The sequence below is a fragment of the Chryseobacterium sp. sg2396 genome, from assembly GCF_042610505.1.
Lineage (GTDB): Bacteria > Bacteroidota > Bacteroidia > Flavobacteriales > Weeksellaceae > Chryseobacterium.
Map to the genome: position 1 here is coordinate 270,722 of NZ_JBHGAQ010000004.1, position 25,714 is coordinate 296,435.

Below are 25,714 nucleotides of genomic sequence, written 5' to 3' on the forward strand. Positions count from 1 at the left end.
ACGAATTATTATGAAAAATTTGAAAAAACTAACTAAGAAAGAACTGAAGACCATTGCCGGTGGAGCGGGGAATTGTCCACCCCTTGCAAACTGGTGTGCTGAATGGTGTACGTGGACACCTTGGCAAAAGGCTCATTGCTTAAATGCGGTGATAGACACTCCGTGTGATTGCTAAATAAAAATAAAACTCCTTCAACCGAAGGAGTTTAGTATTTAAAAGTTTACCTGGAACCCAGCTTTTATGCCGAAGGTTGAAATATCCGGACGATCGAGATAGTTTCCCCGCCAGTTGAAATCTACTCTGAAAATTCTGAGGTTTCCGAAGCCGATGTTTTCGATTCCGAAACCGTATTCGTAGTATATGTGTTCACTGGGCGCGGAGTATTTAAATCCTTCTACATTGATGGCTTTTGAAGCGTCACTCAAGGTTCCGTAAGCGCCCCGGATAAATGCAATTTCCCTTAGCTTTAATTTCTTGATCAGAGGGATAAACGAAAGTATTTTTCCATTGAAATGATGCTCTAAATGAAGGGTAGTATAAGTGTCCGCAACAAATTCATAATAATTAAGCTGGGCGAAAGTATTCTGCGCCAGACTGTATGATTGGTTTCCCGGGATTACATTCTGTAAAGCCAACGGGACGGTATCGAAATTTTTTCCGGCTTCAAAGTTCAGCATCAGTTTACCCCAGCTTCCAATCAGAATCGGTTTATAAAATAGGAACTGCAATTTATTATAGTTAAAATCCGATCCGAATAATCCTTCCACTCCTTTCGTATATTTCAGTACAATGGTTGGTGCCAGTGTTCCGTGTTCGGTACGGTCCAATCCGGTTTGTGAGAATTTAGCACCCGGTCTGGCGATCAGGCTTAAGGTGAAATGGGAATCGTTGGTCGTCTTTCTCAAATCTCCGTTTTTATAATACATCAGGTTAAAACCTGATGGATTGGCCGATTTAATGCTCTGCATGGTTCCGTCCAGCCGGATCTGGATGTTTTTCCAAGGCTCGATTGATGTGAAAACGTTGGTCTGGTTTACCGAGCTTAAAGAAGCATTTTCTCCTCTGGCAAAAATAGTGGAAGAAGCAAAAGTTCTGGCCATAATTCCGTCATCGTTGGTCAGCTGAACCCCAAGCTGAAGAATGTCTCTTCGTGTTCCGGCGCCTATCGTAAACCGGTTTACCCTGTTGAACATATATCTTGCTTCGGCCCCGTATTTTACCTGATGGTCCTTAAAGCCGTATGCGGTATAGAACTGAAGCCTCCAAGGATCATTTCTGGTAAAGTACGTTCTTGCCCCAATTCTTATCCGATCGCCTTCTACCTCGTTCTTTCCGTAAACAGAGAAAATAGGGCCCAAATCTACTGCGTTACCTACGTGGTAATAACCGGACGCCAATGTTTCGTAAAGCTTTACAATCCTGTTGAATTTCGGAGTCTGCTGAAGCTTGTCCAGCATTTCATATACGCCTTGCTCGCTTTTCGATAAAGAATCCGGTCTTGCCTGTACCCAATAGGCATCATCTTTTTCTACGAATTTATCTTCATATTCCGCTTCCTGCCTTTTGAAAATTTTATCTTCCAGCGGCTTGTTAAACTGGTATTCAGAATAATCAACGGTTCGTTTGGCGACAATGCTTTTCGCACTTTTCTTTTTGGAAAAAGGCGTCATTTCTATTTCCGTGATTACCTTTCGGGGTAAAAATGTATTTTCGTCAGGATTATCGTATTCCAGTTCCGTTGAAATCCCATTAATAAAATTGACGTTGATTTTCTGGGTGGATTTCAGGGTAGCTCCCAGAACGGCATAGCTATCGGTATCAATATATAGATAGCCCTGAAACGCAAGGACTTCTGTTCTTTTGGGTTGGTAGCGAATTTTAAAAGCTTCTTCTCCGCGTATCGAAATGGTGTCGATCAGGTTGTAATCATACGTGCTGAAACCGGTTTCTCCAACCGGACTTGGAAAGCCGATGTCGAAATAATTCAGGGTATTGTCGTAAATATTAATGTCCCGGTATAGGTTTTTGGCTGTTAAAGTAATGATCTGGTTGTCCTGGAAACCGGAAGTTTTCTGAGCAACAAGAAGCTTTTTGGTTCGTTTTGCCGGCCTGTTTTCTCCGTAACTTTCATAAACCGCTTCGTTGAGAAACACCGGGAGTGCTAATTTTCCGCTTGCCGTGGAATCTTTATAATCGAAAATAAATTCAAGCTTGTTGAAGATTTTCCGTTTCATGAAGGCACTATCGAGATTGTTGGCGTCAAACTGGATCTTCTCATACTCTTTGTAAGTATAGGTATCGAATTTATCCAGTCCGTTGTTTCTTTTCCTTTCCCAGACCTTCTGCATAATCGCATAGGCCGGATTCTCCTTTTTGTTTTTGTATTTCGGTTTTTCATTGTGGATAACGACTTCCTGAATGCTGCTTACTTTCTCCTGGGCAAGCTTTACAAAAATATTCACGGCGTTTTCAGGAGTGACCTCTATGGTTTCTAAAGAATAGTTTTTCCTTAAAAATTTTAATTTATAAATAATGGTGTCGGACTGCACCATAAAATTCCCGGAGGTAGTCGTTAAGGCAGGTTTATCGTTCTCATTGATGAATATTTCCACACCACTGATCTGTTTATTGGTTTTCCCGTCTACAATTTTTCCGCTGGCTGTATTTTGGGCATGCGCCCATCCGGTAAAAAACAGTAAAAAAAACAGGGGGTAATATCTGGAGTTACTAATTAGCATTTGTTGTTTATTCAAGCTATGGCATAAACAAAAAGTATGCAGATTTATTGCGCTGCATTAATAATCTTTACATTCGAAAGGAAGTAAATGCCAAGCCACAAAGGTAAGGAAATAAGGCGATGGTTGGGCGGTCTATGTTCCGCTGTTTCATAAAATAAAGAATATAATTGAGATTCTGTTGGGCTAGGCTTGTATTTTGTATCATCCAGTGAGCATTTCGATTTAATGCATGCTCTTTGCGATCACAAACTATAAACTTTATATATTATGAAAATAGAAATCAAAACCCCGATTGAAAAAGTAACCCTGGAATTTGACAATGAAGAATATTTCAAAAAGATTCATATGGAAATTACCGAAGCTTTAACCGATGACCTGAATATAAAAGGGATTTATTTTGAAAAGGACGGTTCCGGTACGATGTTTCCCGCTTTATTGCTGAAGAACAGCATTATTACGGTTCATACGACAACGGATCCATCTTCCGCTTCCCCGTTTTTTATATAACAGAAAGCCCTTCTCAAAGGGCTTTTTTAATTTGTATGAATTTAAAATAATATGAATCCGGCAGCATTGAATTTGTTTTCAGTAATTGACGAAGAAAACAATTGGTAAAGCGAGAAAGTGACCAGGAATTTTAATTGGAATTTTTTCTTTAAACTTTTAATAATACATTCACCGAAGAAATTTCCAGTGTCTTTCTCCTGCCTTTTAACCTGATTTCTGCTAAAATAAAGTATTCGGAGCTTTCTCCGGTTCCAGGTTTATGTATTCCAGCTCAGGCGAATAGTTCGGGAACTGGAATTTTTCGATGGGCTCCTGCTCCAGGAATTCTCTTCCTGTTTTTGCGTCAAGGGTGATAATCATCCGGTCGTGGATTTTCGCCTGTACCGGATTAGGAAGTGTGGTTACCAGGCCAAATCCTAAATTACCATCGGCATACACATCAAAATATCCTGCGATGTAAAATTGTGCTTTGTCTTTCCAGAACATTTCATGCTTTGCCTTTGCCGGGGTTTTCCTGCTTGGAATATAAATGCTTTTGTGCTCAAAATAGGAGGATGCCGGAATCAGACATCTGTTCTTTTCGATTTTCCGGTAATAAGTATGGGTATTTTCAGATTGCAGGTTTTTACCCTTGGTAGGAACGTCCGGATTTTCTTTAACGCCCCAGAAGGTATTCATTAAAACAATTCCGTTATAATTAACCACGGCTGGAATAGTCGGAGCGGTCTGTTTGGTGAATGCGTTGATGCTGCCGTTCAGTACAAAGTTTTCCGCTTCATATCCTTCCGCCTCAAGATCCTCTACCGCTTTCTGTAAACTTACTTTTTTATTATTGAAATTATAACACATATGAAATTTTATAAAGAGGTGCAAAATATATGCAAACCGCACTTCAACAGTGAAGGAGGGGTATCATAAATAAAAAAGACTTACATTGCTGTAAGTCTTTTTGCTCCTCCTGCTGGGCTCGAACCAGCGACCCTCTGATTAACAGTCAGATGCTCTAACCAACTGAGCTAAGGAGGAATTTTCCTCTATTGGAGTGGTGCAAATATAATATGAATATTATGATTACACAAATTTTTATTTTAAAAATATTGATATTTTTCCTCTATTCATCGGTGATTGTAGCTTATTCCGCTATTTATCAATCAATTAAATTTATAAAAAATATTCGGTTTTAGCCATAAAAAAAGACTTACATTGCTGTAAGTCTTTTGCTCCTCCTGCTGGGCTCGAACCAGCGACCCTCTGATTAACAGTCAGATGCTCTAACCAACTGAGCTAAGGAGGAAGGTCCTTTGTTTTAAGTGGTGCAAATATAGGACGAATATTTATACCCTGCAAATATTTTTTATTAAAATTGAAAAATGTTATAATTTTCCTGCAAAGATCTTGAAAATGTCACTTCCGAAAATCACTAACATCAAGCCTAACAGGAAGATAACGCCGATCATCTGTGCGTTTTCCAATACTTTCTGAGGAACCGGCTTTCCGACAATCATTTCATATAAAGTGAAAAGTACGTGCCCGCCGTCCAGTCCCGGAATCGGGATTAAGTTAAGAAATGCCAGCCATACGGAGAACATGGCTGTAAAGCTCCAGAAGGCGGCCCAGTTGATGGAAATACTTCCGTCTGCACCTTTGTCTACCGGCATGTTTTTAACGATGGCAATAGGCCCACCTACATTTTTATACCCCTGGATCTTTGAATTGAACATGATTTTGAACTGTTTCACCTGCATGGTTAAAGCTTCGATGGTTCTTTCAAAACCTCTAGGGATGGCTTCTCCAAAAGAATATTTTTTATTGGTAGTAACGTTAGCCATAACATTGGCCATCAATTTCTGATTGATTGCTACTCCCAGTTTACCGTCTTTGTCAACGGCTGCATTCAAAGTTTCCTGCTTGCCGTTTCTTAACACTTCAATAGCTATGGTCTTTCCTTTGTTTTCAGATAATACGGAGCTTACTTCGTCGAAGAAAGGAGTTGGTTTCCCGTTCACTGCAATTACTTTATCGCCTTTTGCCAGGCCTGAAGCTTTTGAAGACGGGCTTGCTAAAGAATCGATAATCATCGGGAATCGTGGCGTGATGTATAATTTAGCTTCTTTCTGCTTTAAAACTTCTGCCACTCCTTCTTTTTCAATCGGGAAAGTAACTTCCTTTCCGTTTCTGAGTACCGTTACATGATCACCTAAAAGAATATTGATAGAGGCATTATCCAGTCTTTCGGCAGGTTTTCCGTCGATATTAATGATTTTATCACCGCTCTGGAATCCCATTTTTTTACCGGCTTCCGTTACGCCGACTCCGTTGTTGAATTTCGTAAGATCAGCATATACTTCTCCATTAAAAAAAGAAAGGCAGGTATAGATGATCCACGCCAGGAAAAAATTTACCGTAACTCCTCCCAACATGATGATCAGTCGCTGCCATGCCGGTTTCGCACGGAATTCCCAAGGCTGTGCAGGCTGCTTCAGTTGTTCGGTATCCATACTTTCATCCACCATTCCGGCGATCTTCACATAACCCCCGAAAGGAAGCCAGCCGATCCCATATTCGGTTTCGCCCACTTTTTTCTTTACCAGAGAAAACCACGGATCGAAGAAAAGATAGAATTTTTCAACTTTGGTCTTGAACCATTTGGCGGGTAAGAAATGCCCAAGCTCGTGAAGGATGACCAGGATAGAAATGCTCAATATAAATTGAAACATTTTGATTGCTATTTCCATTAATGCTTTTTAAGTTTAATTTGCAAAGGTAACAATTCTCAAAACTATGCCAAATAAAAAAGCCTCCCGAAACGGGAAGCTTTGTCATATAAAGCCATAATGTATTACAGATTAATGGAAACCCCGAGACTGCCATTGTTGCCGACTTCGGCGAAAACGCCGATTCTCTCGGTGAAAAAGTATCTGGCGCCGATGTGTGCCCCAAGCCCGAAATTCCTGCCCACAACACCCACGTCAACGCCCGGATAAATATCCAGCTTCTCCGGCAGCTGCAGGGCGTTTTTCAGGTGAAAATTTACCCTTCCGAAAGCAAAAACCCTGTTTTCGTCGTTGCTGTCTTTATAATTATCGAAATAAACATTCAGCCCGGCTCCTACGGAAATCAGGCTGTTCAGTCCGTAGTCATAGGTCCCGGTAATTCCTGTTCCGTATCCCCAGGCGCTGAGCCCGGCATTGATCTTCTGGTCTCCTTTTCCCGTCCAGGCCTGAGCATCAGCAGCAGTGCCGGCGAAAATGAGTATCAGCATAAAAAACAGTTTCTTCATAAATTTATTTTTTAATATTATTATTTAGCTAAAAGATAAATGCCGTATCAATACCAAACTTGTTTAAACTTTTGCAGTTTACGACATCCGCAACAAAAATAAAACCGAAATCAATGAAAAATCGTATTTTTAGGGAAGTTTTTTAACAAAGTTTATGAAGATTACAGGACTGAATCTGGATATTGTCTGGAAAAATAAAACGGAAAACTTTCAGCGTATTGAAAAAGAACTGCAGAATCAGAAAGCGGATTTGTTCCTGCTCCCGGAAATGTTTTCGACGGGCTTCTGCATGGATGCCTCGGAAGTCTCCGACCGGAATCTGGAATCGCTGGAATTCCTTAAGAAAATGACGAAAGAAAAAAATGCGGCCTTCTGTGGAAGTGCTCCTGTAGAAGATAATGGCCTTTTTTACAACAGGATGTATTTTGTGCATCCGGATTCCCATATTGACCTTTATAATAAAAGGCATTTGTTTTCTTTCTCAGGGGAAGATAAAGTATATGCCCCTGGAAAAGAAAGGGTATTGTAAATTATAAAGGGTTCAGGATATTGCTGCAGGTCTGCTATGATCTGCGTTTTCCGGTTTTCGCAAGAAACAATAACGATTATGATGCTATTCTGTACGTAGCCAACTGGCCTGAAAAAAGGGTCGGAGCCTGGGAACATCTGTTGAAGGCAAGGGCTATTGAGAACCTGGCTTTTGTTTTCGGGTTAAACAGGATCGGGACCGATGGAAATAGTTTGTTTTACCAGGAAAGCTCCCATTGTTTTTTTGCAGACGGAACGGAGATATCAGAGAAAAAGGGTAATCTCGTTACAGCGGAAGTTAATTTGGAAGATCTTAAAGAATTCAGGAACCATTTCCGGTTTCTGAACGATCGCGATTCTTTCTCGATTGAGTTATAAAAAGTAAGGCTGAGGATCAATTTTTGCCTCAGCCTTACTCTTGTATTTAAGTATATTGTTTTAAAAGCTGCGTTAAAGTATTCACGTCATGTACGCCGCTTTCTTTCCATAGCATTTCTCCTTTTTTAAAGATTGCAAGGGTAGGAACTCCCCGGACGCCATACTGACTGGCCAATGCCGGGTACTGGTCTACATCCACTTTAATGATCCTGGCATTTTCACCAACATTTTCTTTTACGGTATTTAAAACGGAAGACTGTACTTTGCACGGTTGGCACCAGGTAGCAAAGAAGTCGATCAGTACCGGCCTTTCTGAATCAATAATTTCCTGAAATTTTTGTGACATAGAATATTGGTTTTTAATTAAAAGAAACACTTTAGTTTATAAAATTTAAATCACTTAAAATATCCGAACTTATCAGACAGGTGCTTTAAATACGTTTTACAAACTAAAGTGTATTGAATTTGTTATGCATACGAATTATTGCAAAAATAATTCCATTTTAAATTACTTTTGACTGACAGATAAAATCCGTGGTCGGAAACTTTTCCGTTTTTTTAATGGCACCGAAGCCGCCTTCTATTTCGGTAAAATTTCGGATGCCATGCGAATTCAGGATGCTTGCCGCAATCATACTCCGATAGCCTCCTGCGCAGTGAAGAAAGAAATGTTCGGCACCATTAATGGTTTTCACCCAATCGCTTATTGTGTCTAAAGGCTTATTGTAGGCATTATCGATATGCTCCGCAGAATATTCTGATATTTTACGAACATCGATCACTTTGGAATCTGCTGTAAACTGTTGTGAAAATTCTTCCGGAGAAATTCTGTGTATCTCGTCTGTTTCTCCACCGCTGTTTTTCCATGCTTCAAAACCACCTTTCAGATAACCCAGGACATTATCAAAGCCCACGCGGCTGAGTCTTGTAATGGCTTCTTCTTCGGTTCCTTCTTCCACAACTAATAGCAGAGGGTGTTTTACGTCGACAATCAGCGTGCCTACCCAAGGAGCAAAATCACCTTTCAGCCCGATATTAATGGAATTCGGGATAAATCCTTTCCAGAAATCGCCAGGATTTCTCGTGTCTAAAATCAATGCTCCTGTTTCTTCCGCGTATGCTTCGAAGTCTTCTGCCAAAACCGGTGTAAGTCCCTTGTCCATTACGATATCAAGACTTTCGTAGCCTCCTTTATTTAAGGCAACATTCATCCCGAAATATTTTGGAGGAGCAGTTAAGCCATCCAGCACTTCTCGCACAAAAGATGCTTTATCCGGCTGATTTAAGGCATAATTCGTCTTTTTCTGATTACCCAGGATATCTACGGTTTCTTTCTGCATGTTTTTTCCGCATGCCGAACCTGCGCCATGTGCCGGATATACCGTAATACTGTCGTCCAAAGGCATGATTTTCGTCTGCAGGCTTTCATATAATATTCCTGCAAGGTCTTCCTGTGTGAGGCTTCCTGCTTTTTGGGCAAGATCAGGCCTTCCTACATCTCCCAAAAACAGAGTATCCCCCGTAAAAATAGCGGTTTCCGTTCCATTCTCGTCAATCAGCAGGTAAGTGGTGCTCTCCATTGTGTGGCCGGGCGTGTGAAGTACTTTTATCTTTATGCTTCCGATGGTAAAGATCTGGCCGTCTTCTGCAATAATGGCTTCAAATTCCGGCTGAGCTGTAGGTCCGTATACCACGGGTGCGCCGGTTTTTTTGCTGAGATCCAGGTGTCCCGAGACGAAATCTGCATGAAAATGGGTTTCAAAGATATATTTTAAAGTAACCTTGTCTTTTTCCAGCCGGTCCAGGTAAGGTGTTACCTCCCGGAGCGGATCGATGATCGCGGCTTCATTTTCGGATACGATGTAGTACGCACCCTGGGCCAGGCATCCTGTGTATATTTGTTCAACTTTCATTCTGTGATTGTATCCGTTTAATGTTTCTTATTTGAAATACAAAAATCGTGTTTATTTTTTTAATACCACCAAAAATAAAAAATGGATATTGATAGAATAAATCTATAAAGCGCAAACTGCTTTATATTTTACAAATAATTTTGTAGGAACAGCTCGTCACTCTTAATGGCAAAATTTGCAAAAAATAAATTCTTCCATTTTAAATGAGGAAAACACAAAAAAAACACCGGAAACTTCCGATGTTTTGTTTTATAGAATTTTTCTGATGTGTTACGGCAATACCGGTGCAGGTATTGAAGCTGTCCCTGTAGTTACAGCATTCATATCATAGCTGATCTGATTGTTGATCGTAGTAAGCATATCTCTACGGTAAGCACTGATACTGAGACGGATTTCAGGAACGCGGTCGAATATACGCCCGTTGTTCGGTGTAAACTGTATTCTCCAGGTTCCGTTTTGTACGAATGACCGGGTTGAATATTGAGGGATATAATCCCCAAGATTGTTTGGGCGGGTAATATTTATATTGGAATCGTTATTTTGCCCCCTCACGATAAATCCTCCGATCACAACATAATATTTGCTTGCCGGGATACCGGTATCAAAATTGGTCACACCACTTGTGCTGATATTGGTTATAAAATATACCGTACTGTTGATGGCACTAAACTCGGAAGTGGCAGGCACATATCTTTTGATTACATTATCGCTGTTATCCCTTACCAGAAAGTAAGAACCTGCGGAGCTTCCGGTATAGGTACCCGGATCTTCAAAATAAAGATTTCCGCTGAGTTTGGTGTTTCCGTTCACTTCCAGGGTATGCGTCGGTGTTGTGGTACCGATTCCTACTCCATTTGTCTGAGCGGATAGGATTAAAAAATTACCTACCAAGGCGATTATGGCTAAAATATTTTTCATGATAATGTATGGTGTATTAGATTCCAATTGGTGCTGCAGTAGCGGATCCGTTGTTTGATCCGTTAAAGTCAACATTTATAGTTCCAAGGTTTTTAAAAAATCTTTTTGAATAGATGATAATATCGAAATTGTAGGTGTACCGGTCCGTAGTGTTCTGCGTATTAAGCGTAGGATAACCGATGTTGACATGCCAGCTCTGTCCCGATTCAAAAACCTTAATGGTAAAATGACCTCTGTTGGTATTGCTGTCAGGGTTGGCCACGGGAGAATAAATTCCGTTATTTCCGGATGACGGAATGGCTTCAAAATTGGCAATGGTAATAAAGTATTTATCGTTAGGGATATTGAGATTTATATCATTAAGGTCATCCCTGTAGATGTTGCTGATAGAATAGGGCTGTACGATAAGAGGGGTATAAAGGGTCTCTATAGCCAGCACTTTTCCGCCTACGGTAGAAGACAGAGGGTCGGTTCCTAAAATAGTAAAGCCTGATGTATTATTCACATAAGCTGTCGGGTCGATGGTTACGGATTGTCCAATGGCCACACTTCCCGCCACTTGAAGCTTTTCAGTAGGTGTTTGCGTACCGATGCCGACCTGAGCCAGACCTAATCCTGAAAGTAATAAGGAGATAAATAAGAAATTCTTTTTCATAGTATTAATATTTATGGGAGAATAGGAGCATTGTCTGATCCTGTGGTTGAGCCATTAAGGTTAAAAGGTCCGTGTTCAGGGAATATTTTTACATATGTTTTAGGGTATACTGCACATACAATGGTCCACACGCCGTTTGATTGAGGAGCAACCTGAGAATAGTCTGCGTAAATCTGCCATTCGTTATTTACGCTTTTTACTCCATAAGATGGAATTGCGATGTTTCCTCCGTAAAGATCCAGATTAAAATAGGCGGACAGCACCATCAGAGAATAATCGTTTGAGTTTATCTTAGTATTGAAATTTTCTACCCAGTCACCGTTTACGTTGTTTAATGAATATGTAATGATACTGGCAATCCCCGGGGCATTTGCCTGTCCGGGATTAATTTTCTGCACTGTATTATCGGATATAGTGTGGTTGAGCAAAAGGTAGCGATCTTTCTCTACAGAGGTAACGGATGGGATCGTTCCGGAGATAATTTTTCCGGTTTTGTAAGTTCCGGCAACATCAAGCTTGACACGCGGAGTTTTCGTATTTATACCAACATTCCCTACTTGGGCGAACAAAAATTTGGAAACGCACAGGATTGCAAATAATAGTGTTTTTTTCATGTGAGTTAATAAGTATTTTTTAGGCTGCAAATATATCACTTTTTATGAAAAGTCCAAATTGTTAATTATGAGTGATTTAGCAATGTTATTTCACTTAATTTTGATATGGAACCCACTTTTTCCTATTGATTTTTTTCACAATTGTACTTTACATACATGTTTATGCCCTTTTTGAAATTTATTTGTTTACTGCAGTGTAGAATTAATTCGATAACAGATTTCTTAGAAAAATTAATATTATTTTAATTTTTTACTGAAAAAAGTCATGTTTTTACCTCAAATATTAATATGCTAAGAATAGCAATGCGGCTGATTTTGATGTTTTAGAAGTAATTTTAAAAAAATGGTACGGATATAATCTCGTGGAATATATTTTCTTCGCAACTATTTTTTAAAAACTTTATATTTATAAGGTAAAAAAAATCAAATGGCAGATAAAATAAAATTCATCGAAGAATTAAATGCAAGGTATAATCCGAAAGGAGATCATATTATATTGGGTAAGGGCATGCTGGATGGAGAAGTTGTTCAGGAAGTAAATGTTACCGTTCCCCTAAAGACCATCAACCGCCACGGGCTTATTGCCGGAGCAACGGGGACGGGTAAAACTAAAACCCTGCAGGTCTTTGCAGAACAGCTTTCCCATCAGGGAATTCCTTCTCTGGTCTTGGATATCAAAGGCGATTTCTCGGGAATTGCTGAGGCAGGAACGGAAAATCCGGCCATCCAGGAACGGTATGCCAAAACACAGCTGCCTTACCGACCGCAGGCTTTCCCTGTAGAATTAATGACTATTTCCGGGGAAAGGGGGGTAAAGCTCAGAGCCACCGTTACTGAATTCGGCCCGGTACTTCTAAGTAAAATTTTACAGTTGAATGAAACGCAGCAAAGCATCATGTCGATTGTATTTAAATACTGCGATGACAAAGGCCTTCCGCTGATTGATCTGAACGACCTCAAAAAAGTCCTTCAATACGTTACTGAAAATCCGCAGGGAAAAGCGGAACTGTCTTCCAATTACGGATCTATTGCATCGGCTTCACTTGGGGCTATTTTAAGGTCTATCGTTGCTCTGGAACAGCAGGGTGCTTCAGCTTTCTTCGGAGAGCTGAGTTTCGATGTTCACGATCTGCTTCAGACCAGAGACGGAAAAGGAGTGGTGAATATCCTTCGGGTAGCAGATATCCAGAGCAAACCGCAGCTGTTTTCAACCTTTATGCTTTCACTATTTGCTGAAATTTACATGACGTTTCCTGAAGAAGGTGATAGTGGGAAGCCTAAATTGGTTTTGTTTATTGATGAAGCCCATTTGATATTTGACGAATCTTCCAAAGCTTTGGTTGCCCAGATCGAAACAATGGTAAAGCTGATCCGTTCAAAAGGAGTGGGAATTTATTTCATCACGCAGATTCCCGGAGATGTTCCGGAGTCCGTTCTTTCACAGTTGGGACTGAAAATTCAGCACGCGCTGAGAGGATTTACGGCAAAAGATAAAAAGGAAATCTCGAAAGCGGTAGAAAATTATCCGACCACAGATTTCTACAATGCGTCAACCTTGATACAAAACCTGGGAATAGGTGAAGCGTTTGTTACGGCCCTGGATGAAAAGGGAATTCCGACGCCGCTGGTACACACATACCTGATTTCACCCGAGTCCCGGATGGATGTCCTCAACGATGCGGAAATCTCCGAATTGACCGGCCGCTCTGCTTTGGTCGCCAAATATGAAAAAGTAGTGGATAATGAATCGGCTTACGAAATGCTGGTTAAAAGGATGGAGCAGGCATCACAGGAAGCGGAAGCCTCCCGTAGCCAGAAAACCAAGCCTGTGAAAGAAGAGCCGGGAATGTTTGAGCAAATCCTTCAGAGTAAGGCAGGAAGAACATTTACCAGCACGCTGATGCGAGAAGGGGCAAAAGCGATTCTGGGAATGCTGGGCCTTGGCGGGAGACGAAGATAAATATTTTTACTATTTTAGCAGGATTAGACCGTTTTTTAACATCTGTTGGCATAAGTTGTGCAAATATATCCGCATACTTTAATAAAAAGCGTTTGTCGTTAATTTAAAAAAGAAGATTGTATAAAATTAAATGTATTCCATAATTGACATAGAAAGTAATGGTGCAGGTTACAGAAAAGAATGCATTATCGATATTGCGATATACCGTTATGATGGCCAGAAAATCGTCGACCAGTTTATTTCGCTGGTAAACCCTGAGAGCGATATTACGCCTTTCGTACAGAAACTGACGAACATTACTCCTAAAATGGTAAAGACGGCCCCGAAATTTCATGAAATTGCCCGCCGGATCGTCGAAATTACAGCCAATACCACCTTGGTAGGACACAACATCGATTTTGATTACCGCATGCTCAGGCAGTCTTTTCAGCGGTTGGGATATGAGTTTAAAATCAATACGCTGGATACAATACCTCTTGCCAAAAAACTTGTTCCTGATGAGGTGAGCTACTCCCTTGGGAAACTGGTCAAATCTCTGGGAATTCCGCTGACGAATGCTCACCGGGCGGAAGGCGACGCAAGGGCGACACTGGAATTGTTTAAACTGCTTATTGCAAAAGATACCGAAAACGAAATTATCCAGAAGCAGCATGAAGAAACCAATGCCAAGACCTACATCAATAAGATTAAGATACTGACGCAGGATCTTCCGAATGAAAAAGGTTTTGTTTATTTTCAGAGTGAAGCCGGAAAAATCATTTTTTCGGATCATGTTCAGGATGTCAACAAGTTTTCTAAAAACGTTTTCAATTCAAAATCAAAAAAATGGGAGCTTATCCAGAGAGAGGTTGAGCAGATCAACTATGAGCTTACGGGAACGGATATTATTGCGAAGCTGATCCTTAGCTCAAAAGGAGTTAAGAAAAAGGAAACATTGCCTTTCGGCCTTTATTACAGAAACGGAAAATACCAGGTAGAAAAAAACAAGCTGAATAAGCTGGAAAAACCGATTTTAAAGTTCAGATCGTTTACGCAGGGTTCTAAAGCCGTGCAGTTTATCGGCAGGTTTGAAGAATACCAGAATATTGATCAGTTCAAAAAGAAAATTGATTTCAAAAAACGGAATGAGCTCTGGCTTGGACAGGGCAGAAAGCTGGGCGAAAAATTATTCCTGATTATTGAAAACGGAAAAGTTATGTCATACGGTTTTTACGAACTGTTTACGCAAATCCAGACATTAAACAAGCTTAACAAATTGAAAATCGATTTGCTCTACCAGTCTGCGGATATGATAAACGAACTGCAGCTGGCCTTGCTGCGTGGAGATTTTGAGACCCTGCCGCTGCCCAAATAGTTTTTTATGAATCCGTTTTATAAAAATCCGCCCCAATGGAAGTTTGGTCTCTTTTACTATAATAAACAGGATAAAAGGTTGTTTCCCCCTAAACGATATGGTTTCGGATGGACGGTGAACTTCGCGAATCCACGCTCTGTCATTGTGTTTTTGATAATTCTGCTTCTCATTTTTATAATTGGTTTTTGTTTAAATAATAAAAATAAAATTCTTTAAAATCGCATTTAAAAAGCATTTTATTCTGTTTAATTGAAAAGATAAGCATAATCTTCTGTCTCATTGGTTTTAAATTATTAACAATTTCTTACTACCTTTGCCCTTTCTTTAATTACAAAAAAAGAGTTTTTTACTTATTAATTATGAATCCAAAAGAATTGCTGAAGATTGCCAATGAGTTTGGCACACCGGTGTACGTGTATGATGCTGAATCAATCAAAATTCAATATGAAAAACTTACATCCTCTTTTTTGAAACATACTAAGTTCTTCTACGCTGCCAAGGCGTTAACCAATATCAACATACTGAAGTACGTCAAGAACCTGGGAGCTTCTCTGGATTGTGTTTCTATTAATGAAGTAAAACTCGGTTTAAAAGCCGGTTTCGCGAAAGAAAATATATTATTTACACCCAATTGCGTAGATCTGGCTGAAATCGAAGAGGCAATGACTTTCGGAGTTCATATCAATATCGATAACATATCTATCCTGGAGCAGTTTGGGAACAAATACGGAAATACCTATCCGATTTTGGTAAGGATCAATCCGCATATTTTTGCCGGAGGAAACTATAAGATTTCTACCGGGCATATCGATAGCAAATTCGGGATTTCTATCCACCAGGTGCGTCACATCGAAAGAGTAATGAAATCTACAAACCTCAACGTAGAAGGTCTTCATATGCATACGGGAAGTGAGATTAAAGATCCGGATGTATTCCTTCAGGCTCTGGACATTATGCTGGAACTGTCTGAACAATTCCCGAATCTAAAGTACCTGGATATGGGAAGTGGTTTTAAAATCCCGTATCAGGATACCGAGGAAGAAACCGATGTGAAAACGTTAGGTAAAAAAGTGGAACAGAAGATTTCCGAATTTTCCGAGTCTACCGGCAAGAAATTCGAATTGTGGTTCGAACCCGGTAAATTCCTTGTTGGAAAAAGCGGATATTTATTGGTAAAGGCAAATGTAATCAAACAGACTACCGCTACGGTTTTCGTTGGTGTCAATTCAGGATTCAATCACCTGATCCGTCCGATGTTCTACGATTCTTATCATGTTATTAAAAACCTGTCCAATCCTAAAGGAGCGGAAAGAATTTACACGGTGGTCGGGAACATTTGCGAAACCGACACCTTTGCATGGGACCGAAAACTGAATGAGGTACGGGAAGGAGATATTCTTGCATTCTACAATGCGGGAGCCTATGGTTTTGAGATGAGTTCAAACTTCAATTCCCGTTTGAAGCCGGCTGAAGTTTTATTCATGGATGGAAAAGCGCATCTGATCAGAAGAAGGGATGAATTTGAGGATCTTCTTAAAAATCAGATTGAAGTATTGTAAGTCAATGACAAAATTTGAAGAGTATGCCTGTTTGACCAGGACGGATTTTTCAAAATAAAATATTTAATGTAAAATGTAACCAAGGGCTTTGTTGTTTTCAACAAGGCCTTTTTTTATTGAAAATATTTTCAAATGGCATAATCTTTACAGCTTATATCATCGATCTGTTTAGATCATTTTCTTTAAATAACACCAAAAAAATATAAAATGGCTAAAAATATTGCAGAGCAAATTGTGGAGATGCTGGAAAGCGCCAATGTGAAAAGAATTTACGCCGTAACAGGCGACAGCCTTAATCATTTAAACATCGCCGTTAAGAAAAGCAGTATCGAATGGATCCACGTGCGCCACGAAGAAGCGGGAGCCTATGCCGCTGCTGCGGAAGCGGAGCTGGATGGTTTTGCCGTATGCGCGGGAAGCTGTGGGCCGGGACACGTTCACCTGATCAACGGAGTCTACGAAGCGCATCGTTCTCACGTGCCCATGCTGGTGATTGCTTCCACTATTCCCAGCGAAGAAATGGGAATGGCTTATTTTCAGGAAACAAATACCATTAAATTATTTGATGATTGCAGCTATTACAACCAGATGATCACCAGGCCGGAACAGGTGCAAAGAACACTTCAGACGGCCATTCAGCATGCGATTTCCAAAAAAGGAGTTGCCGTTATCGGTCTTCCGGGTGATGTTTCCGAGCTTGATGCGGAACCTGCGACCACTTCCAATAAAATTTTTAAAACGAATCCGATCATCCGTCCATCGGATGAAGAGCTTAGCCAGCTTGCAGCTCTTATAAATGAAAGTGAAAAAGTAACCATCTACTGTGGCATCGGTGCAGAAAATGCCAATGCGGAAGTAGTGGAATTATCCAAATATTTAAAGGCTCCCGTAGGATATTCTTTCCGTGGAAAAATGTCAATCCAGCCCAATAATCCGAATGAAGTAGGGCTGACCGGGCTTTTGGGTCTTCCTTCAGCGCATCATGCCATGCACGAAGCGGATCTGCTCATTCTTTTAGGTACCGATTTTCCTTACGATAAATTCATGCCGGTAAAAAACAAGATCGTCCAGGTTGATGAAAGCCCGGAAAGACTGGGCAGAAGAGCAAAACTCGAATTAGGCCTTACCGGTGATGTAAAAGAAACTATTAAAGCATTATTGCCCTTATTACAGGAGAAAACCGACACGGCTTTCCTGAAGCAGCAGCTGGAATTTTATGAAAAAGTAAAAGAAAGCCAACTGACTTACGTAAAGGATTACGGTACCGAAAACGGAATCCAGCCGGAATTCGTTGCCCATACGCTGGATAAGCTTGCTGCGAAAGATGCTGTTTTCACCGTAGATACGGGAATGTGCTGTGTCTGGGGTGCAAGATATATTACAGGAACGGGAGAACGGAAAATGTTGGGTTCCTTCAATCACGGTTCCATGGCCAACGCGATGCCGATGGCGATCGGGGCTTCACTGGCTTATCCCGGCAGGCAGGTGATTGCCATGTGTGGTGATGGCGGATTATCAATGCTGTTAGGGGATATGGCTACCATCTTCCAATATAAATTACCGGTAAAAATTATCGTTTTCAATAACAGGTCCCTGGGAATGGTAAAGCTGGAGATGGAGGTCGGCGGAATGCCGGATAATGAGACCGATATGGTAAATCCGGATTTTGCTATGATTGCCCATGCGATGGGGTATCCCGGAAAAAACATCCATCAGCCGGAAGAGGTGGAAAATGCGATAAAGGAGTGCCTGGATTATAACGGGCCGTATCTGTTGAATATTTTTACAAATCCGAATGCTTTGGCGTTACCGCCTAAAATCGAAGCGAATCAGGTACTGGGAATGACGAAATCCATGGCGCAGCTGATGCTGGGTGGGAAAATGGAAGAAGTACTTGATACCGTGAAAAGCAATTACAAGCATATTAAAGATATTCTGTAGTCCAAAATAAGCCTGATCATCTTTTATCAGAGCTTTTAAATATTATCTTTGTCTAATAAATTTATAGGTATGAAAAATTCTTTAAAAACACTTTTCGTGCTGCTGACCCTTCTGATATCAGGTTCTGCTTTTGCACAGTTTAATGATGTTGAAGAAAGGGATGATAATTTTATTATCGAAAACAACAAAAACATCCTGAAAATAGATATTAAAGAACCGTTGCTTCAGGTGGCCGTAAAAAACTGTAAAGATTTTAAAGCAGCAAGCTTCGAAGGAGGGGTTTCGGCTTACAAGGAAATGCTGAGGAAATATATGTACGTTTACCTGAATACGGACTTCTATGTTCTGAACGGTGATTTTACCTTTACCCTTACTGTAGATGACAAAGGTAAGGTAAAGAACATTGAAGGAACCCCGAAAGTAGCCAACAGTCAGGTTTTCTTTGACGATATGAAATATGTGGTACGGAGGATCAGGAAAAACTGGATTCCCGCTACCTGCAACGGGCAGCCTGTAACTTCCCAGATTAAAATTAAAATGAACTTATCTTCAATCTCAACAGATATATAAAATTTACGCTCCTATTTTAACCATGAAAAAATATCTTTTACTATTGCCTTTATTGCTTTTCAGCAGTAAGGGTTTTTCGCAGTCAAATAATGCTCAGCCACAAACTGCAATAGCAGATTATCAGAAAGCGGAATTCCCGGGTGGTGACGAAGCCTTTAAGCAGGAATTTATGAATATGGTTCATGCGTACATTGATATGGCTTTATATGCGGTTCAGGGAAAAGTGACCTTCATCTTTAATATCGATCCTAAAGGTAAAATCAGCAACATCGATATACTTCCGAAGTTTAAAAACAATGAAATGTTTATTGATGACATAAAGTACGCTGCCAAAAAAGTAAAAGGCAAATGGAAGGCAGCGCTTCAAAATGGAGTCCCGGTAGATTCTAAATTTGTTATGAAAGTAAATTTTAGCCATAACACTTATGACCATGATTAAAAGGCTTTTGAGTTGTATTGCAATCATAATTATTTCTTCCTGTACAGCACAAATTCTGGATGTGTATCCTAAAGGCCAGGATTTTTATGAAGGAGGCTTGGTTAATTTCTATAAAGAATCTCATGATTACTTAATTAAAAATAACGTTAAAAAATGTGGCGATCAGGAAATATATCAGCCAAGATTTATTATTACAAAAGATGCTGTCGTTAAACTTGTAAAAGATTCCGATACAGCTAATATTAGTAAGAATAAATGTGCGTATGATATTTCCTTGGAGTTACTTAAAAATTTAAAAAACTGGAAACCGGCAGAAGTAAAAGGGGAAAAATTAGGAGCTCTTGCAGAATTTGTTTTGTATCCGAAGGATGTGGTGGATAATTACCAGCAGAACTATAATGCGAACAGCTTTATGATTTCTGCCAAATATCCCGGAGGATATGAAAAATTCAGGGAGGACTTCCATGATGAATTCATGAGTTTATTCGCAGACTACCATATCAATGGCACCATTAATTTAGAATTCTATGTTGATAAAAATGGATTTATTACCAGTCCAAGAATATATCCGGAAATTTATGACCGAAAATTTAATGTAGATTTTTTGAGAACTTTATCCCGTCTCAAAAAAATGTGGAAGCCCGCATTATATTCCAATATTCCGATAAAACAAAAAATAGTGTTCCCCATGGATTTTTCTACGAATTTCTATGAAAGATAATCCTGCCATTCTGTCACAATATTTTGTATCTTTGCAAATTCAATATGTTCAAAACAAAAATTCAGGGTTCGGATAACCTTAAATTTTTAAACGTTGAACTTTAAACCGATTATCGTGCAGGAAAAATATATAGACGAAACCAAACAGGGCGAAGCTTTTGCCATTGCGGAAAAAGACGGAAACTCAAAGAAATTGTTTTTAGAGAGCTACGGTTGTCAGATGAATTTCTCTGACTCTGAAATTGTTGCGTCCATTTTAAATGAACATGGCTACAATACAACACTGAAAGTTGAAGAGGCAGACCTAATCCTTTTAAACACCTGTTCCATCCGTGAAAAGGCGGAACAGACCGTAAGGATGCGCCTGTCCCAGTTTAAAAACCTGAAAAAAGAAAAACCGAACATGACGGTGGGGGTTCTCGGCTGTATGGCGGAAAGATTAAAAACCAAATTCCTGGAAGAAGAACAGTTGGTTGATCTTGTTGTTGGTCCGGATGCTTACAGAGATTTACCGAATCTTCTGAAGGAAACGGAAGACGGTAGGGATGCCATCAATGTTATTCTTTCAAAGGAAGAGACTTACGCGGATATCAATCCGGTCCGTCTGGGCGGCAATGGAGTTACGGCTTATGTTACCATTACCAGAGGCTGCGATAATATGTGCACCTTCTGTGTAGTCCCTTTTACCAGAGGCCGTGAAAGAAGCCGCGATCCGCATTCCATTTTAGAAGAATGCAAAGATCTTTGGAACAGTGGTTATAAAGAAATTACGTTGTTAGGCCAGAATGTAGACTCTTACCTTTGGTATGGAGGCGGGCCCAAAAAAGATTTTGCCAAAGCTTCTGAGATGCAGCAGGCAACGGCTGTCAATTTTGCCCAATTACTTGATCTGGTAGCGAAAGCGGTTCCGGAAATGAGAATCCGTTTCTCGACATCCAACCCGCAGGACATGAGCCTGGAGGTGTTCAGAATGATGGCGAAACACGATAATATCTGTAAATACGTTCACTTACCGGTGCAGAGCGGAAGCAATCATATGCTTGAAGCGATGAACAGGCAACATACCCGTGAAGAATATCTTGATTTAATTAAAAAAGCCAAAGAAATTGTTCCGGAAGTTGCATTTTCCCAGGATATGATCGTAGGCTTCTGCAACGAAACGGAAGAAGATCACCAGGATACGTTAAGCCTGATGAGGGAAGTGGAATACGACTACGGGTATATGTTTGCCTACTCCGAAAGACCGGGAACACCGGCGCATAAGAAAATGGAGGACAATATTCCGGCTGATGTTAAACAAAGACGTCTGGCGGAAGTGATTGCTTTACAGGGGGAACTGTCCAGAAACAGGATGAAATCCTATGTAGGAAGAGTTCATCAGGTCCTGATTGAAGGAACTTCCAAAAAGAATGAAAACCAGTGGAAAGGAAGAAACTCCCAGAATGCCGTTTGTGTTTTCGATAAACTGGAAGGCCAGAAAATTGGTGACATTGTGGATGTTTTTGTTTTTGACAATACACAGGGCACACTTTTAGGGGAAACTGTTTCAAAATAATGATGCCTGAAGGATTAACCAATGAACAGCTTTTAAAGAATATTTCCGCATTGCTCGAAAATGCAAGGAATAAAGTTGTCGTTGCCGTTAATCAGACCATTGTGCTTACCTACTTTGAAGTCGGAAGAATGATTGTGGAGGATGAGCAGCATGGTGAAAGCCGGGCTGAGTATGGCAAGGCAGTTCTGAAAGATTTGTCTTTACATCTTACCAAAAGATTCGGTAAGGGGTTTTCTCAGAGGAATTTAGAGCAAATGAGACATTTTTATTTGTCTTATTCAATTCCGCAGACACTGTCTGCGGAATCTGAAAATATAAATACCATTCAACAGTCTTCACTTATTAAATTCAACCTTTCATGGTCTCATTATCTGAAATTGATGCGGATTAAAGATCCAAATGAAAGAAGTTTTTACGAAATAGAAAGCGATAAAAACAACTGGAGCTTAAGGGAGCTGCAAAGACAGTATGACTCTGCTTTATATACAAGACTGTCGTTAAGTAAGAATAAGGAAGAAATTCTTCAGTTTGCTGAAAAAGGGCAGATTATAGAAAAACCCAAAGACCTGATTAAAGACCCGTATATCCTGGAATTTTTAGGCTTATCTGAAAAACCGGATTATTCCGAAAACGATCTTGAATCTGAATTAATTGATAAATTAGAACATTTTCTGCTGGAATTGGGAAATGGTTTTACATTTGCCGGAAGACAGCAAAGGATTACTTTTGAAGAAAAGCATTTTTACATCGATCTGGTATTTTATAACAGGATTTTGAAATGTTTTGTATTGATCGATCTGAAAATCGGGGAATTAAAGCACCAGGATATCGGCCAGATGCAGATGTATGTAAATTATTATGATCGTGAAAAACGCCTTGAAGATGAAAATAAAACCATAGGGATTATTCTTTGCCAGGATAAAAGCGAGGCTCTTGTACAATATACCTTACCAGAGAACAACGAACAGATTTTTGCAAGTAAATATTTTACAGTATTACCAAGTAAAGAAGATTTTATTAACATTTTAAACTCAGACAATGGAAAAATTTCATAAATATTGCCTAAGTGTATTGTTGGTAATTATCTGCAGTAATATTTCTGCCCAGATCAATAACGGAAATGCTGAAAGTGAAGATTGTAAGCAATTGTACGAGCTGTATCATCAGATTTTACATCAGCATGATGAAGGAGCAGAAAAGGTCTATACAGAAGGAAATGCCGGACAATATTTCGGAATCAGTCAGAAGCGGAATGCTATTGATCTTATCGGTACAATTTTTAAAGTATACGAAGGAAAAACTTTCTACAAACATACATTACAAGCAGACTTTTCTCAGAAAAAAAAGCATGCTTTAATTCTCAAAAAATTCGAAAGAAAAAACAGAGAGCTGTTTTTTGCTAAAATTTTATATTTTAAAACAAAAGTTTCAAAAGTCAGAAACAAAGATTATTTAAGTGAGATAGGTTAATTTAAGAGAAATTATTTAAAAAATTAATCAAACTGCAGGAAACTGCGAAAAATAATCTAAAAATTTACTTATGAGCAACGATTTGCAAAATATAAAAAACCGTTTCGGGATCATCGGAAACTTTCCGGCTTTAAACCGCGCTCTGGAAAAAGCCATCCAGGTAGCCCCTACCGATATTTCGGTTCTCGTGATCGGGGAAAGCGGTGTCGGGAAAGAATTTATCCCTAAAATCATCCATTCGGAATCCAAAAGAAAACATCAGCCTTATATTGTGGTAAACTGCGGAGCCATTCCGGAAGGTACCATCGACTCTGAATTGTTCGGACACGAGAAAGGAGCATTTACCGGAGCAACAACAACCCGGAAGGGATACTTTGAGGTCGCCGATGGCGGAACGATCTTCCTGGATGAGGTGGGAGAACTGCCTTTACAGACGCAGGTCCGTTTACTTCGGGTACTGGAAAGCGGAGAATTCATGAAAGTAGGCTCTTCACAGGTGCAAAAAACGAATGTAAGAATCGTAGCGGCAACCAATGTCAATATGATGAAGGCTATCCAGGACGGAAGATTCCGGGAGGACCTGTACTATCGTCTGAATACCGTACAGATCGATATGCCGCCGTTAAGAGAAAGAAAGGGCGATATTCATTTGCTGTTCCGGAAATTTGCTATCGATTTTGCAGAAAAATACAGGATGCCTGAACTGGAGCTGGATCCCAGTGCTGTGCATTACGTCGAAAATTATACCTTCCCCGGAAATGTCCGTCAACTTAGAAACCTGGTTGAGCAAATGACCGTTGTGGAAAGAGAGCGGCATGTAACGGTTGAAAAACTGGCAGAGTACATCCCGATGGAATCCCACCTTCCAATGGTGGTGAATACGCCCAACAGCCAGAAGCAGAACGACTTCGGAAGCGAAAGGGAAATTATGTACAAAATTCTGTTTGACATGAGAAACGATATTAATGATTTAAAATCCTTAACTTCGGAACTCATAAAGAACCGAGGGACTTCGGATCTGAGTAATCATGAAAAAAACTTAATCAACAGGATTTATACGCCCGAGACTCAGCAACAAAATGTAGCCCCGGGTTCATTGCTTTATTTTGAAAATAATAGCAACACGAATCCTGTCATCCAGAATCCGACGATCATGTCCGAACCGGAAAACAGCTATGAAGACATCGAAGACATTGAGATTGAAGAAAACCGGCCGGAATCCCTGTCTTTGCAGAATAATGAAAAAGATCTGATCATCAAGGCCCTGGAAAAGCATAAAGGCAGAAGAAACAAAGCGGCGGATGAGTTGGGGATTTCACAGAGAACTTTATACAGAAAAATAAAACAATATAACTTAGAAGAATAAACTAAAAAATTAAATTATGGTGAAAATTAATGCAAGGCCTGTCGATTTCAAACTGGGTGAATACATCAGCAGTGGATTTGATTTTATGAAAAATAATTTCGGGAGTGTTCTTGGGGCCTTTCTGCTCTGTATGCTGATGTGCATTATTCCGTTCTGCGGGCTGCTCGCTATCGGTAATTTCTACAGATACTGCCGGGATTTAAGGTCCGGAAAACAGGTAAGCGCAGGTGATATTTTTAACTTTGACCAGTTTACGCCGTATTTTATCCTGCAGTTAATTTTAATCGGAGGGGTAATGCTAATCTATATCCCGATGATTGTGATAATGCCGTCTATGGCCGACAGAGATGCTTCGGCAGGACTTCCGTTTGTTTTTATGATTTATATGTTTGTTGTATATATTGCCATTTTAATTGTCTGTTTAAAAGGTTTTTATATGCCTGCGCTGATTTCTTTGGGCGGGATTACAGAAGTTAAAACAGCATGGAAAATGTCCGTTACTATGACTAAAGGCAACCTGTTGACGATTTTCCTATATTCATTGGTTGTCGGAATATTAGGACAGTTAGGGGTAATTGCCTGTTTTATTGGCCTTATTTTTACATTACCATTAGTATATGTCTGCCACTATTTTGCTTACGAAGATGCAATGAAGCAGGTAACCTATGACGAAATTCAGGAAATTGGAATTAAAAATGAATTTTAAAATTAAGAATATCAAAATCAGGCAGCCGAAGTTCTGGCTTTTGCTGCTGTGCCTGGGAATGCTAAACTCCTGCTACAGCTTCACCGGTTCGTCCCTTACGGATGAAAAAACCATTCAGATCAACGAGTTCCCGAACAATGCACCGTTGGTAAACCCGACCCTGTCGCAGCAGTTTTCCACGGATATCCAGAACCGTTTTCTGCAACGGACAACCCTGAAAGGAACCAAAGAAAACCCCGATATCCTGGTAGAGGGTGAAATTACGGATTACTCGATTACTCCCACCACCATCGGTTCCAATACGGTAACCAACCAGAATACTGGCGGGGTGACACAACAATCCCAGAACAAACTGACGATTACGGTGAAAGTACATTATGAAAATAAGCTTCACCCGGACTTCAGCTTCGACAGGACATACAGTGATGAGGCGGTTTTCAACAGTAACCTGTCGCAGTCTGAGATCGAATCTTCTCAGGTTAAAATTGCGACGGACAGAATTATAAACAAGATATTTAACGATATTGTAGCGAATTGGTAAG

24 protein-coding genes, 2 tRNA genes and 1 pseudogene are annotated in these 25,714 nt (G+C 40.0%); 16 read left to right on the forward strand and 11 right to left on the reverse strand.

The genetic code is table 11. The features are described from left to right. Nucleotides 1–213 precede the first annotated feature (213 nt). Nucleotides 214–2,739, reverse strand: a complete 2,526-nt coding sequence (locus tag ACED20_RS06385; RefSeq protein ID WP_294236622.1) for a DUF5686 family protein — start codon at nt 2,737–2,739, stop codon at nt 214–216. Nucleotides 2,740–3,006: 267 nt separating this feature from the next. On the opposite strand from ACED20_RS06385, the gene ACED20_RS06390 reads away from it, so the two are divergent. Beyond that, nucleotides 3,007–3,246 (forward strand): hypothetical protein, encoded by a 240-nt coding sequence (locus tag ACED20_RS06390; protein ID WP_294203801.1) that lies wholly within the window; start codon nt 3,007–3,009, stop codon nt 3,244–3,246. Nucleotides 3,247–3,465: 219 nt separating this feature from the next. Here the strand turns inward: ACED20_RS06390 and ACED20_RS06395 are convergent, their stop codons facing one another. The 5 genes from ACED20_RS06395 to ACED20_RS06415 all read right to left on the reverse strand — a co-directional run bounded on the left by ACED20_RS06395 (nt 3,466) and on the right by ACED20_RS06415 (nt 6,526). Further along, nucleotides 3,466–4,095 carry an SOS response-associated peptidase family protein gene (locus ACED20_RS06395; protein WP_294236620.1) on the reverse strand — a complete coding sequence of 210 codons (630 nt, stop codon included), beginning with the start codon at nt 4,093–4,095 and terminating at the stop codon, nt 3,466–3,468. Between the two features lie 103 nt (nt 4,096–4,198). After that, nucleotides 4,199–4,272: transfer RNA gene (locus tag ACED20_RS06400), tRNA-Asn, on the reverse strand. A gap of 194 nt (nt 4,273–4,466) precedes the next feature. Beyond that, nucleotides 4,467–4,540 (reverse strand) — tRNA-Asn (locus ACED20_RS06405). Between the two features lie 79 nt (nt 4,541–4,619). After that, nucleotides 4,620–5,981, reverse strand: a complete 1,362-nt coding sequence (rseP, locus tag ACED20_RS06410) for an RIP metalloprotease RseP (protein ID WP_378103887.1) — start codon at nt 5,979–5,981, stop codon at nt 4,620–4,622. Between the two features lie 104 nt (nt 5,982–6,085). Further along, nucleotides 6,086–6,526 (reverse strand): DUF6646 family protein, encoded by a 441-nt coding sequence (locus ACED20_RS06415; RefSeq protein WP_294203796.1) that lies wholly within the window; start codon nt 6,524–6,526, stop codon nt 6,086–6,088. A gap of 154 nt (nt 6,527–6,680) precedes the next feature. On the opposite strand from ACED20_RS06415, the pseudogene ACED20_RS06420 reads away from it, so the two are divergent. Then, nucleotides 6,681–7,432: pseudogene (locus tag ACED20_RS06420) on the forward strand (nitrilase-related carbon-nitrogen hydrolase). Between the two features lie 46 nt (nt 7,433–7,478). Here ACED20_RS06420 and ACED20_RS06425 read toward each other — a convergent pair. The 5 genes from ACED20_RS06425 to ACED20_RS06445 all read right to left on the reverse strand — a co-directional run bounded on the left by ACED20_RS06425 (nt 7,479) and on the right by ACED20_RS06445 (nt 11,532). Further along, nucleotides 7,479–7,778 carry a co-chaperone YbbN gene (locus ACED20_RS06425; protein WP_294203794.1) on the reverse strand — a complete coding sequence of 100 codons (300 nt, stop codon included), beginning with the start codon at nt 7,776–7,778 and terminating at the stop codon, nt 7,479–7,481. A 157-nt stretch (nt 7,779–7,935) separates the two neighbouring features. Beyond that, nucleotides 7,936–9,345: a rhodanese-like domain-containing protein gene (locus ACED20_RS06430; RefSeq protein WP_294203793.1), complete on the reverse strand. Its 1,410-nt coding sequence runs from the start codon at nt 9,343–9,345 to the stop codon at nt 7,936–7,938. A 270-nt stretch (nt 9,346–9,615) separates the two neighbouring features. Continuing rightward, nucleotides 9,616–10,263 (reverse strand): hypothetical protein, encoded by a 648-nt coding sequence (locus ACED20_RS06435; protein ID WP_294203791.1) that lies wholly within the window; start codon nt 10,261–10,263, stop codon nt 9,616–9,618. Nucleotides 10,264–10,279: 16 nt separating this feature from the next. Continuing rightward, complete coding sequence (locus ACED20_RS06440; RefSeq protein WP_294203790.1) at nt 10,280–10,918, reverse strand: hypothetical protein; 639 nt, start codon at nt 10,916–10,918, stop codon at nt 10,280–10,282. Between the two features lie 11 nt (nt 10,919–10,929). Next, the gene (locus ACED20_RS06445) at nt 10,930–11,532 is read right to left on the reverse strand and encodes a hypothetical protein (RefSeq protein ID WP_294203789.1); all 603 of its coding nucleotides are present in this window, start codon (nt 11,530–11,532) and stop codon (nt 10,930–10,932) included. A 427-nt stretch (nt 11,533–11,959) separates the two neighbouring features. On the opposite strand from ACED20_RS06445, the gene ACED20_RS06450 reads away from it, so the two are divergent. The 14 genes from ACED20_RS06450 (at nt 11,960) to ACED20_RS06515 (ending at nt 25,713) form a co-directional block, all read left to right on the forward strand. Beyond that, entirely contained in the window at nt 11,960–13,492 is a 1,533-nt protein-coding gene (locus tag ACED20_RS06450) for a helicase HerA-like domain-containing protein (RefSeq protein WP_294223777.1), read from the forward strand. 130 nt (nt 13,493–13,622) lie between these two features. After that, nucleotides 13,623–14,846, forward strand: coding sequence for a PolC-type DNA polymerase III (locus ACED20_RS06455; protein WP_294292294.1), 1,224 nt, complete (start codon nt 13,623–13,625; stop codon nt 14,844–14,846). A gap of 6 nt (nt 14,847–14,852) precedes the next feature. Further along, complete coding sequence (locus ACED20_RS06460) at nt 14,853–15,062, forward strand: DUF5808 domain-containing protein (protein WP_294236610.1); 210 nt, start codon at nt 14,853–14,855, stop codon at nt 15,060–15,062. 143 nt (nt 15,063–15,205) lie between these two features. Then, nucleotides 15,206–16,405, forward strand: a complete 1,200-nt coding sequence (gene lysA / locus ACED20_RS06465; RefSeq protein ID WP_294203785.1) for a diaminopimelate decarboxylase — start codon at nt 15,206–15,208, stop codon at nt 16,403–16,405. 207 nt (nt 16,406–16,612) lie between these two features. Beyond that, on the forward strand, nt 16,613–18,346 hold the full coding sequence (locus ACED20_RS06470) for a thiamine pyrophosphate-dependent enzyme (RefSeq protein WP_378103888.1): 1,734 nt from the start codon (nt 16,613–16,615) through the stop codon (nt 18,344–18,346). 69 nt (nt 18,347–18,415) lie between these two features. Beyond that, nucleotides 18,416–18,916: a hypothetical protein gene (locus tag ACED20_RS06475; RefSeq protein WP_294223769.1), complete on the forward strand. Its 501-nt coding sequence runs from the start codon at nt 18,416–18,418 to the stop codon at nt 18,914–18,916. A 22-nt stretch (nt 18,917–18,938) separates the two neighbouring features. Further along, a complete protein-coding gene (locus ACED20_RS06480; RefSeq protein ID WP_378103891.1) occupies nt 18,939–19,355 on the forward strand; it encodes an energy transducer TonB in 417 nt (138 codons plus the stop codon). After that, nucleotides 19,342–20,076 (forward strand): hypothetical protein, encoded by a 735-nt coding sequence (locus tag ACED20_RS06485; RefSeq protein ID WP_378103894.1) that lies wholly within the window; start codon nt 19,342–19,344, stop codon nt 20,074–20,076. The genes ACED20_RS06480 and ACED20_RS06485 overlap by 14 nt, the downstream gene beginning before the upstream one ends. 114 nt (nt 20,077–20,190) lie before the next feature. Continuing rightward, on the forward strand, nt 20,191–21,630 hold the full coding sequence (gene miaB / locus ACED20_RS06490) for a tRNA (N6-isopentenyl adenosine(37)-C2)-methylthiotransferase MiaB (protein WP_378103926.1): 1,440 nt from the start codon (nt 20,191–20,193) through the stop codon (nt 21,628–21,630). After that, a complete protein-coding gene (locus tag ACED20_RS06495) occupies nt 21,630–22,685 on the forward strand; it encodes a YhcG family protein (protein WP_378103895.1) in 1,056 nt (351 codons plus the stop codon). Before miaB ends, ACED20_RS06495 begins: the two co-directional genes overlap by 1 nt. Then, a complete protein-coding gene (locus ACED20_RS06500) occupies nt 22,669–23,100 on the forward strand; it encodes a hypothetical protein (protein WP_294236605.1) in 432 nt (143 codons plus the stop codon). Before ACED20_RS06495 ends, ACED20_RS06500 begins: the two co-directional genes overlap by 17 nt. A 70-nt stretch (nt 23,101–23,170) precedes the next feature. Continuing rightward, a complete protein-coding gene (locus ACED20_RS06505; RefSeq protein ID WP_294199437.1) occupies nt 23,171–24,466 on the forward strand; it encodes a sigma-54-dependent Fis family transcriptional regulator in 1,296 nt (431 codons plus the stop codon). A 16-nt stretch (nt 24,467–24,482) separates the two neighbouring features. Next, complete coding sequence (locus tag ACED20_RS06510; protein ID WP_294290784.1) at nt 24,483–25,172, forward strand: hypothetical protein; 690 nt, start codon at nt 24,483–24,485, stop codon at nt 25,170–25,172. After that, nucleotides 25,162–25,713 carry an LptE family protein gene (locus tag ACED20_RS06515; RefSeq protein WP_294199435.1) on the forward strand — a complete coding sequence of 184 codons (552 nt, stop codon included), beginning with the start codon at nt 25,162–25,164 and terminating at the stop codon, nt 25,711–25,713. The genes ACED20_RS06510 and ACED20_RS06515 overlap by 11 nt, the downstream gene beginning before the upstream one ends. Nucleotide 25,714 lies beyond the last annotated feature (1 nt).

Excerpts from the sequence above, each read along its gene's own strand:
- ACED20_RS06385 (WP_294236622.1), bottom strand. The coding sequence starts at position 2,739 with ATGCTAATTAGTAACTCCAGATATTACCCCCTGTTTTTTTTACTGTTT.
- ACED20_RS06390 (WP_294203801.1), top strand. The coding sequence starts at position 3,007 with ATGAAAATAGAAATCAAAACCCCGATTGAAAAAGTAACCCTGGAATTT.
- ACED20_RS06395 (WP_294236620.1), bottom strand. The coding sequence starts at position 4,095 with ATGTGTTATAATTTCAATAATAAAAAAGTAAGTTTACAGAAAGCGGTA.
- rseP (WP_378103887.1), bottom strand. The coding sequence starts at position 5,981 with ATGGAAATAGCAATCAAAATGTTTCAATTTATATTGAGCATTTCTATC.
- ACED20_RS06415 (WP_294203796.1), bottom strand. The coding sequence starts at position 6,526 with ATGAAGAAACTGTTTTTTATGCTGATACTCATTTTCGCCGGCACTGCT.
- ACED20_RS06425 (WP_294203794.1), bottom strand. The coding sequence starts at position 7,778 with ATGTCACAAAAATTTCAGGAAATTATTGATTCAGAAAGGCCGGTACTG.
- ACED20_RS06430 (WP_294203793.1), bottom strand. The coding sequence starts at position 9,345 with ATGAAAGTTGAACAAATATACACAGGATGCCTGGCCCAGGGTGCGTAC.
- ACED20_RS06435 (WP_294203791.1), bottom strand. The coding sequence starts at position 10,263 with ATGAAAAATATTTTAGCCATAATCGCCTTGGTAGGTAATTTTTTAATC.
- ACED20_RS06440 (WP_294203790.1), bottom strand. The coding sequence starts at position 10,918 with ATGAAAAAGAATTTCTTATTTATCTCCTTATTACTTTCAGGATTAGGT.
- ACED20_RS06445 (WP_294203789.1), bottom strand. The coding sequence starts at position 11,532 with ATGAAAAAAACACTATTATTTGCAATCCTGTGCGTTTCCAAATTTTTG.
- ACED20_RS06450 (WP_294223777.1), top strand. The coding sequence starts at position 11,960 with ATGGCAGATAAAATAAAATTCATCGAAGAATTAAATGCAAGGTATAAT.
- ACED20_RS06455 (WP_294292294.1), top strand. The coding sequence starts at position 13,623 with ATGTATTCCATAATTGACATAGAAAGTAATGGTGCAGGTTACAGAAAA.
- ACED20_RS06460 (WP_294236610.1), top strand. The coding sequence starts at position 14,853 with ATGAATCCGTTTTATAAAAATCCGCCCCAATGGAAGTTTGGTCTCTTT.
- lysA (WP_294203785.1), top strand. The coding sequence starts at position 15,206 with ATGAATCCAAAAGAATTGCTGAAGATTGCCAATGAGTTTGGCACACCG.
- ACED20_RS06470 (WP_378103888.1), top strand. The coding sequence starts at position 16,613 with ATGGCTAAAAATATTGCAGAGCAAATTGTGGAGATGCTGGAAAGCGCC.
- ACED20_RS06475 (WP_294223769.1), top strand. The coding sequence starts at position 18,416 with ATGAAAAATTCTTTAAAAACACTTTTCGTGCTGCTGACCCTTCTGATA.
- ACED20_RS06480 (WP_378103891.1), top strand. The coding sequence starts at position 18,939 with ATGAAAAAATATCTTTTACTATTGCCTTTATTGCTTTTCAGCAGTAAG.
- ACED20_RS06485 (WP_378103894.1), top strand. The coding sequence starts at position 19,342 with ATGACCATGATTAAAAGGCTTTTGAGTTGTATTGCAATCATAATTATT.
- ACED20_RS06495 (WP_378103895.1), top strand. The coding sequence starts at position 21,630 with ATGATGCCTGAAGGATTAACCAATGAACAGCTTTTAAAGAATATTTCC.
- ACED20_RS06500 (WP_294236605.1), top strand. The coding sequence starts at position 22,669 with ATGGAAAAATTTCATAAATATTGCCTAAGTGTATTGTTGGTAATTATC.
- ACED20_RS06505 (WP_294199437.1), top strand. The coding sequence starts at position 23,171 with ATGAGCAACGATTTGCAAAATATAAAAAACCGTTTCGGGATCATCGGA.
- ACED20_RS06510 (WP_294290784.1), top strand. The coding sequence starts at position 24,483 with ATGGTGAAAATTAATGCAAGGCCTGTCGATTTCAAACTGGGTGAATAC.
- ACED20_RS06515 (WP_294199435.1), top strand. The coding sequence starts at position 25,162 with ATGAATTTTAAAATTAAGAATATCAAAATCAGGCAGCCGAAGTTCTGG.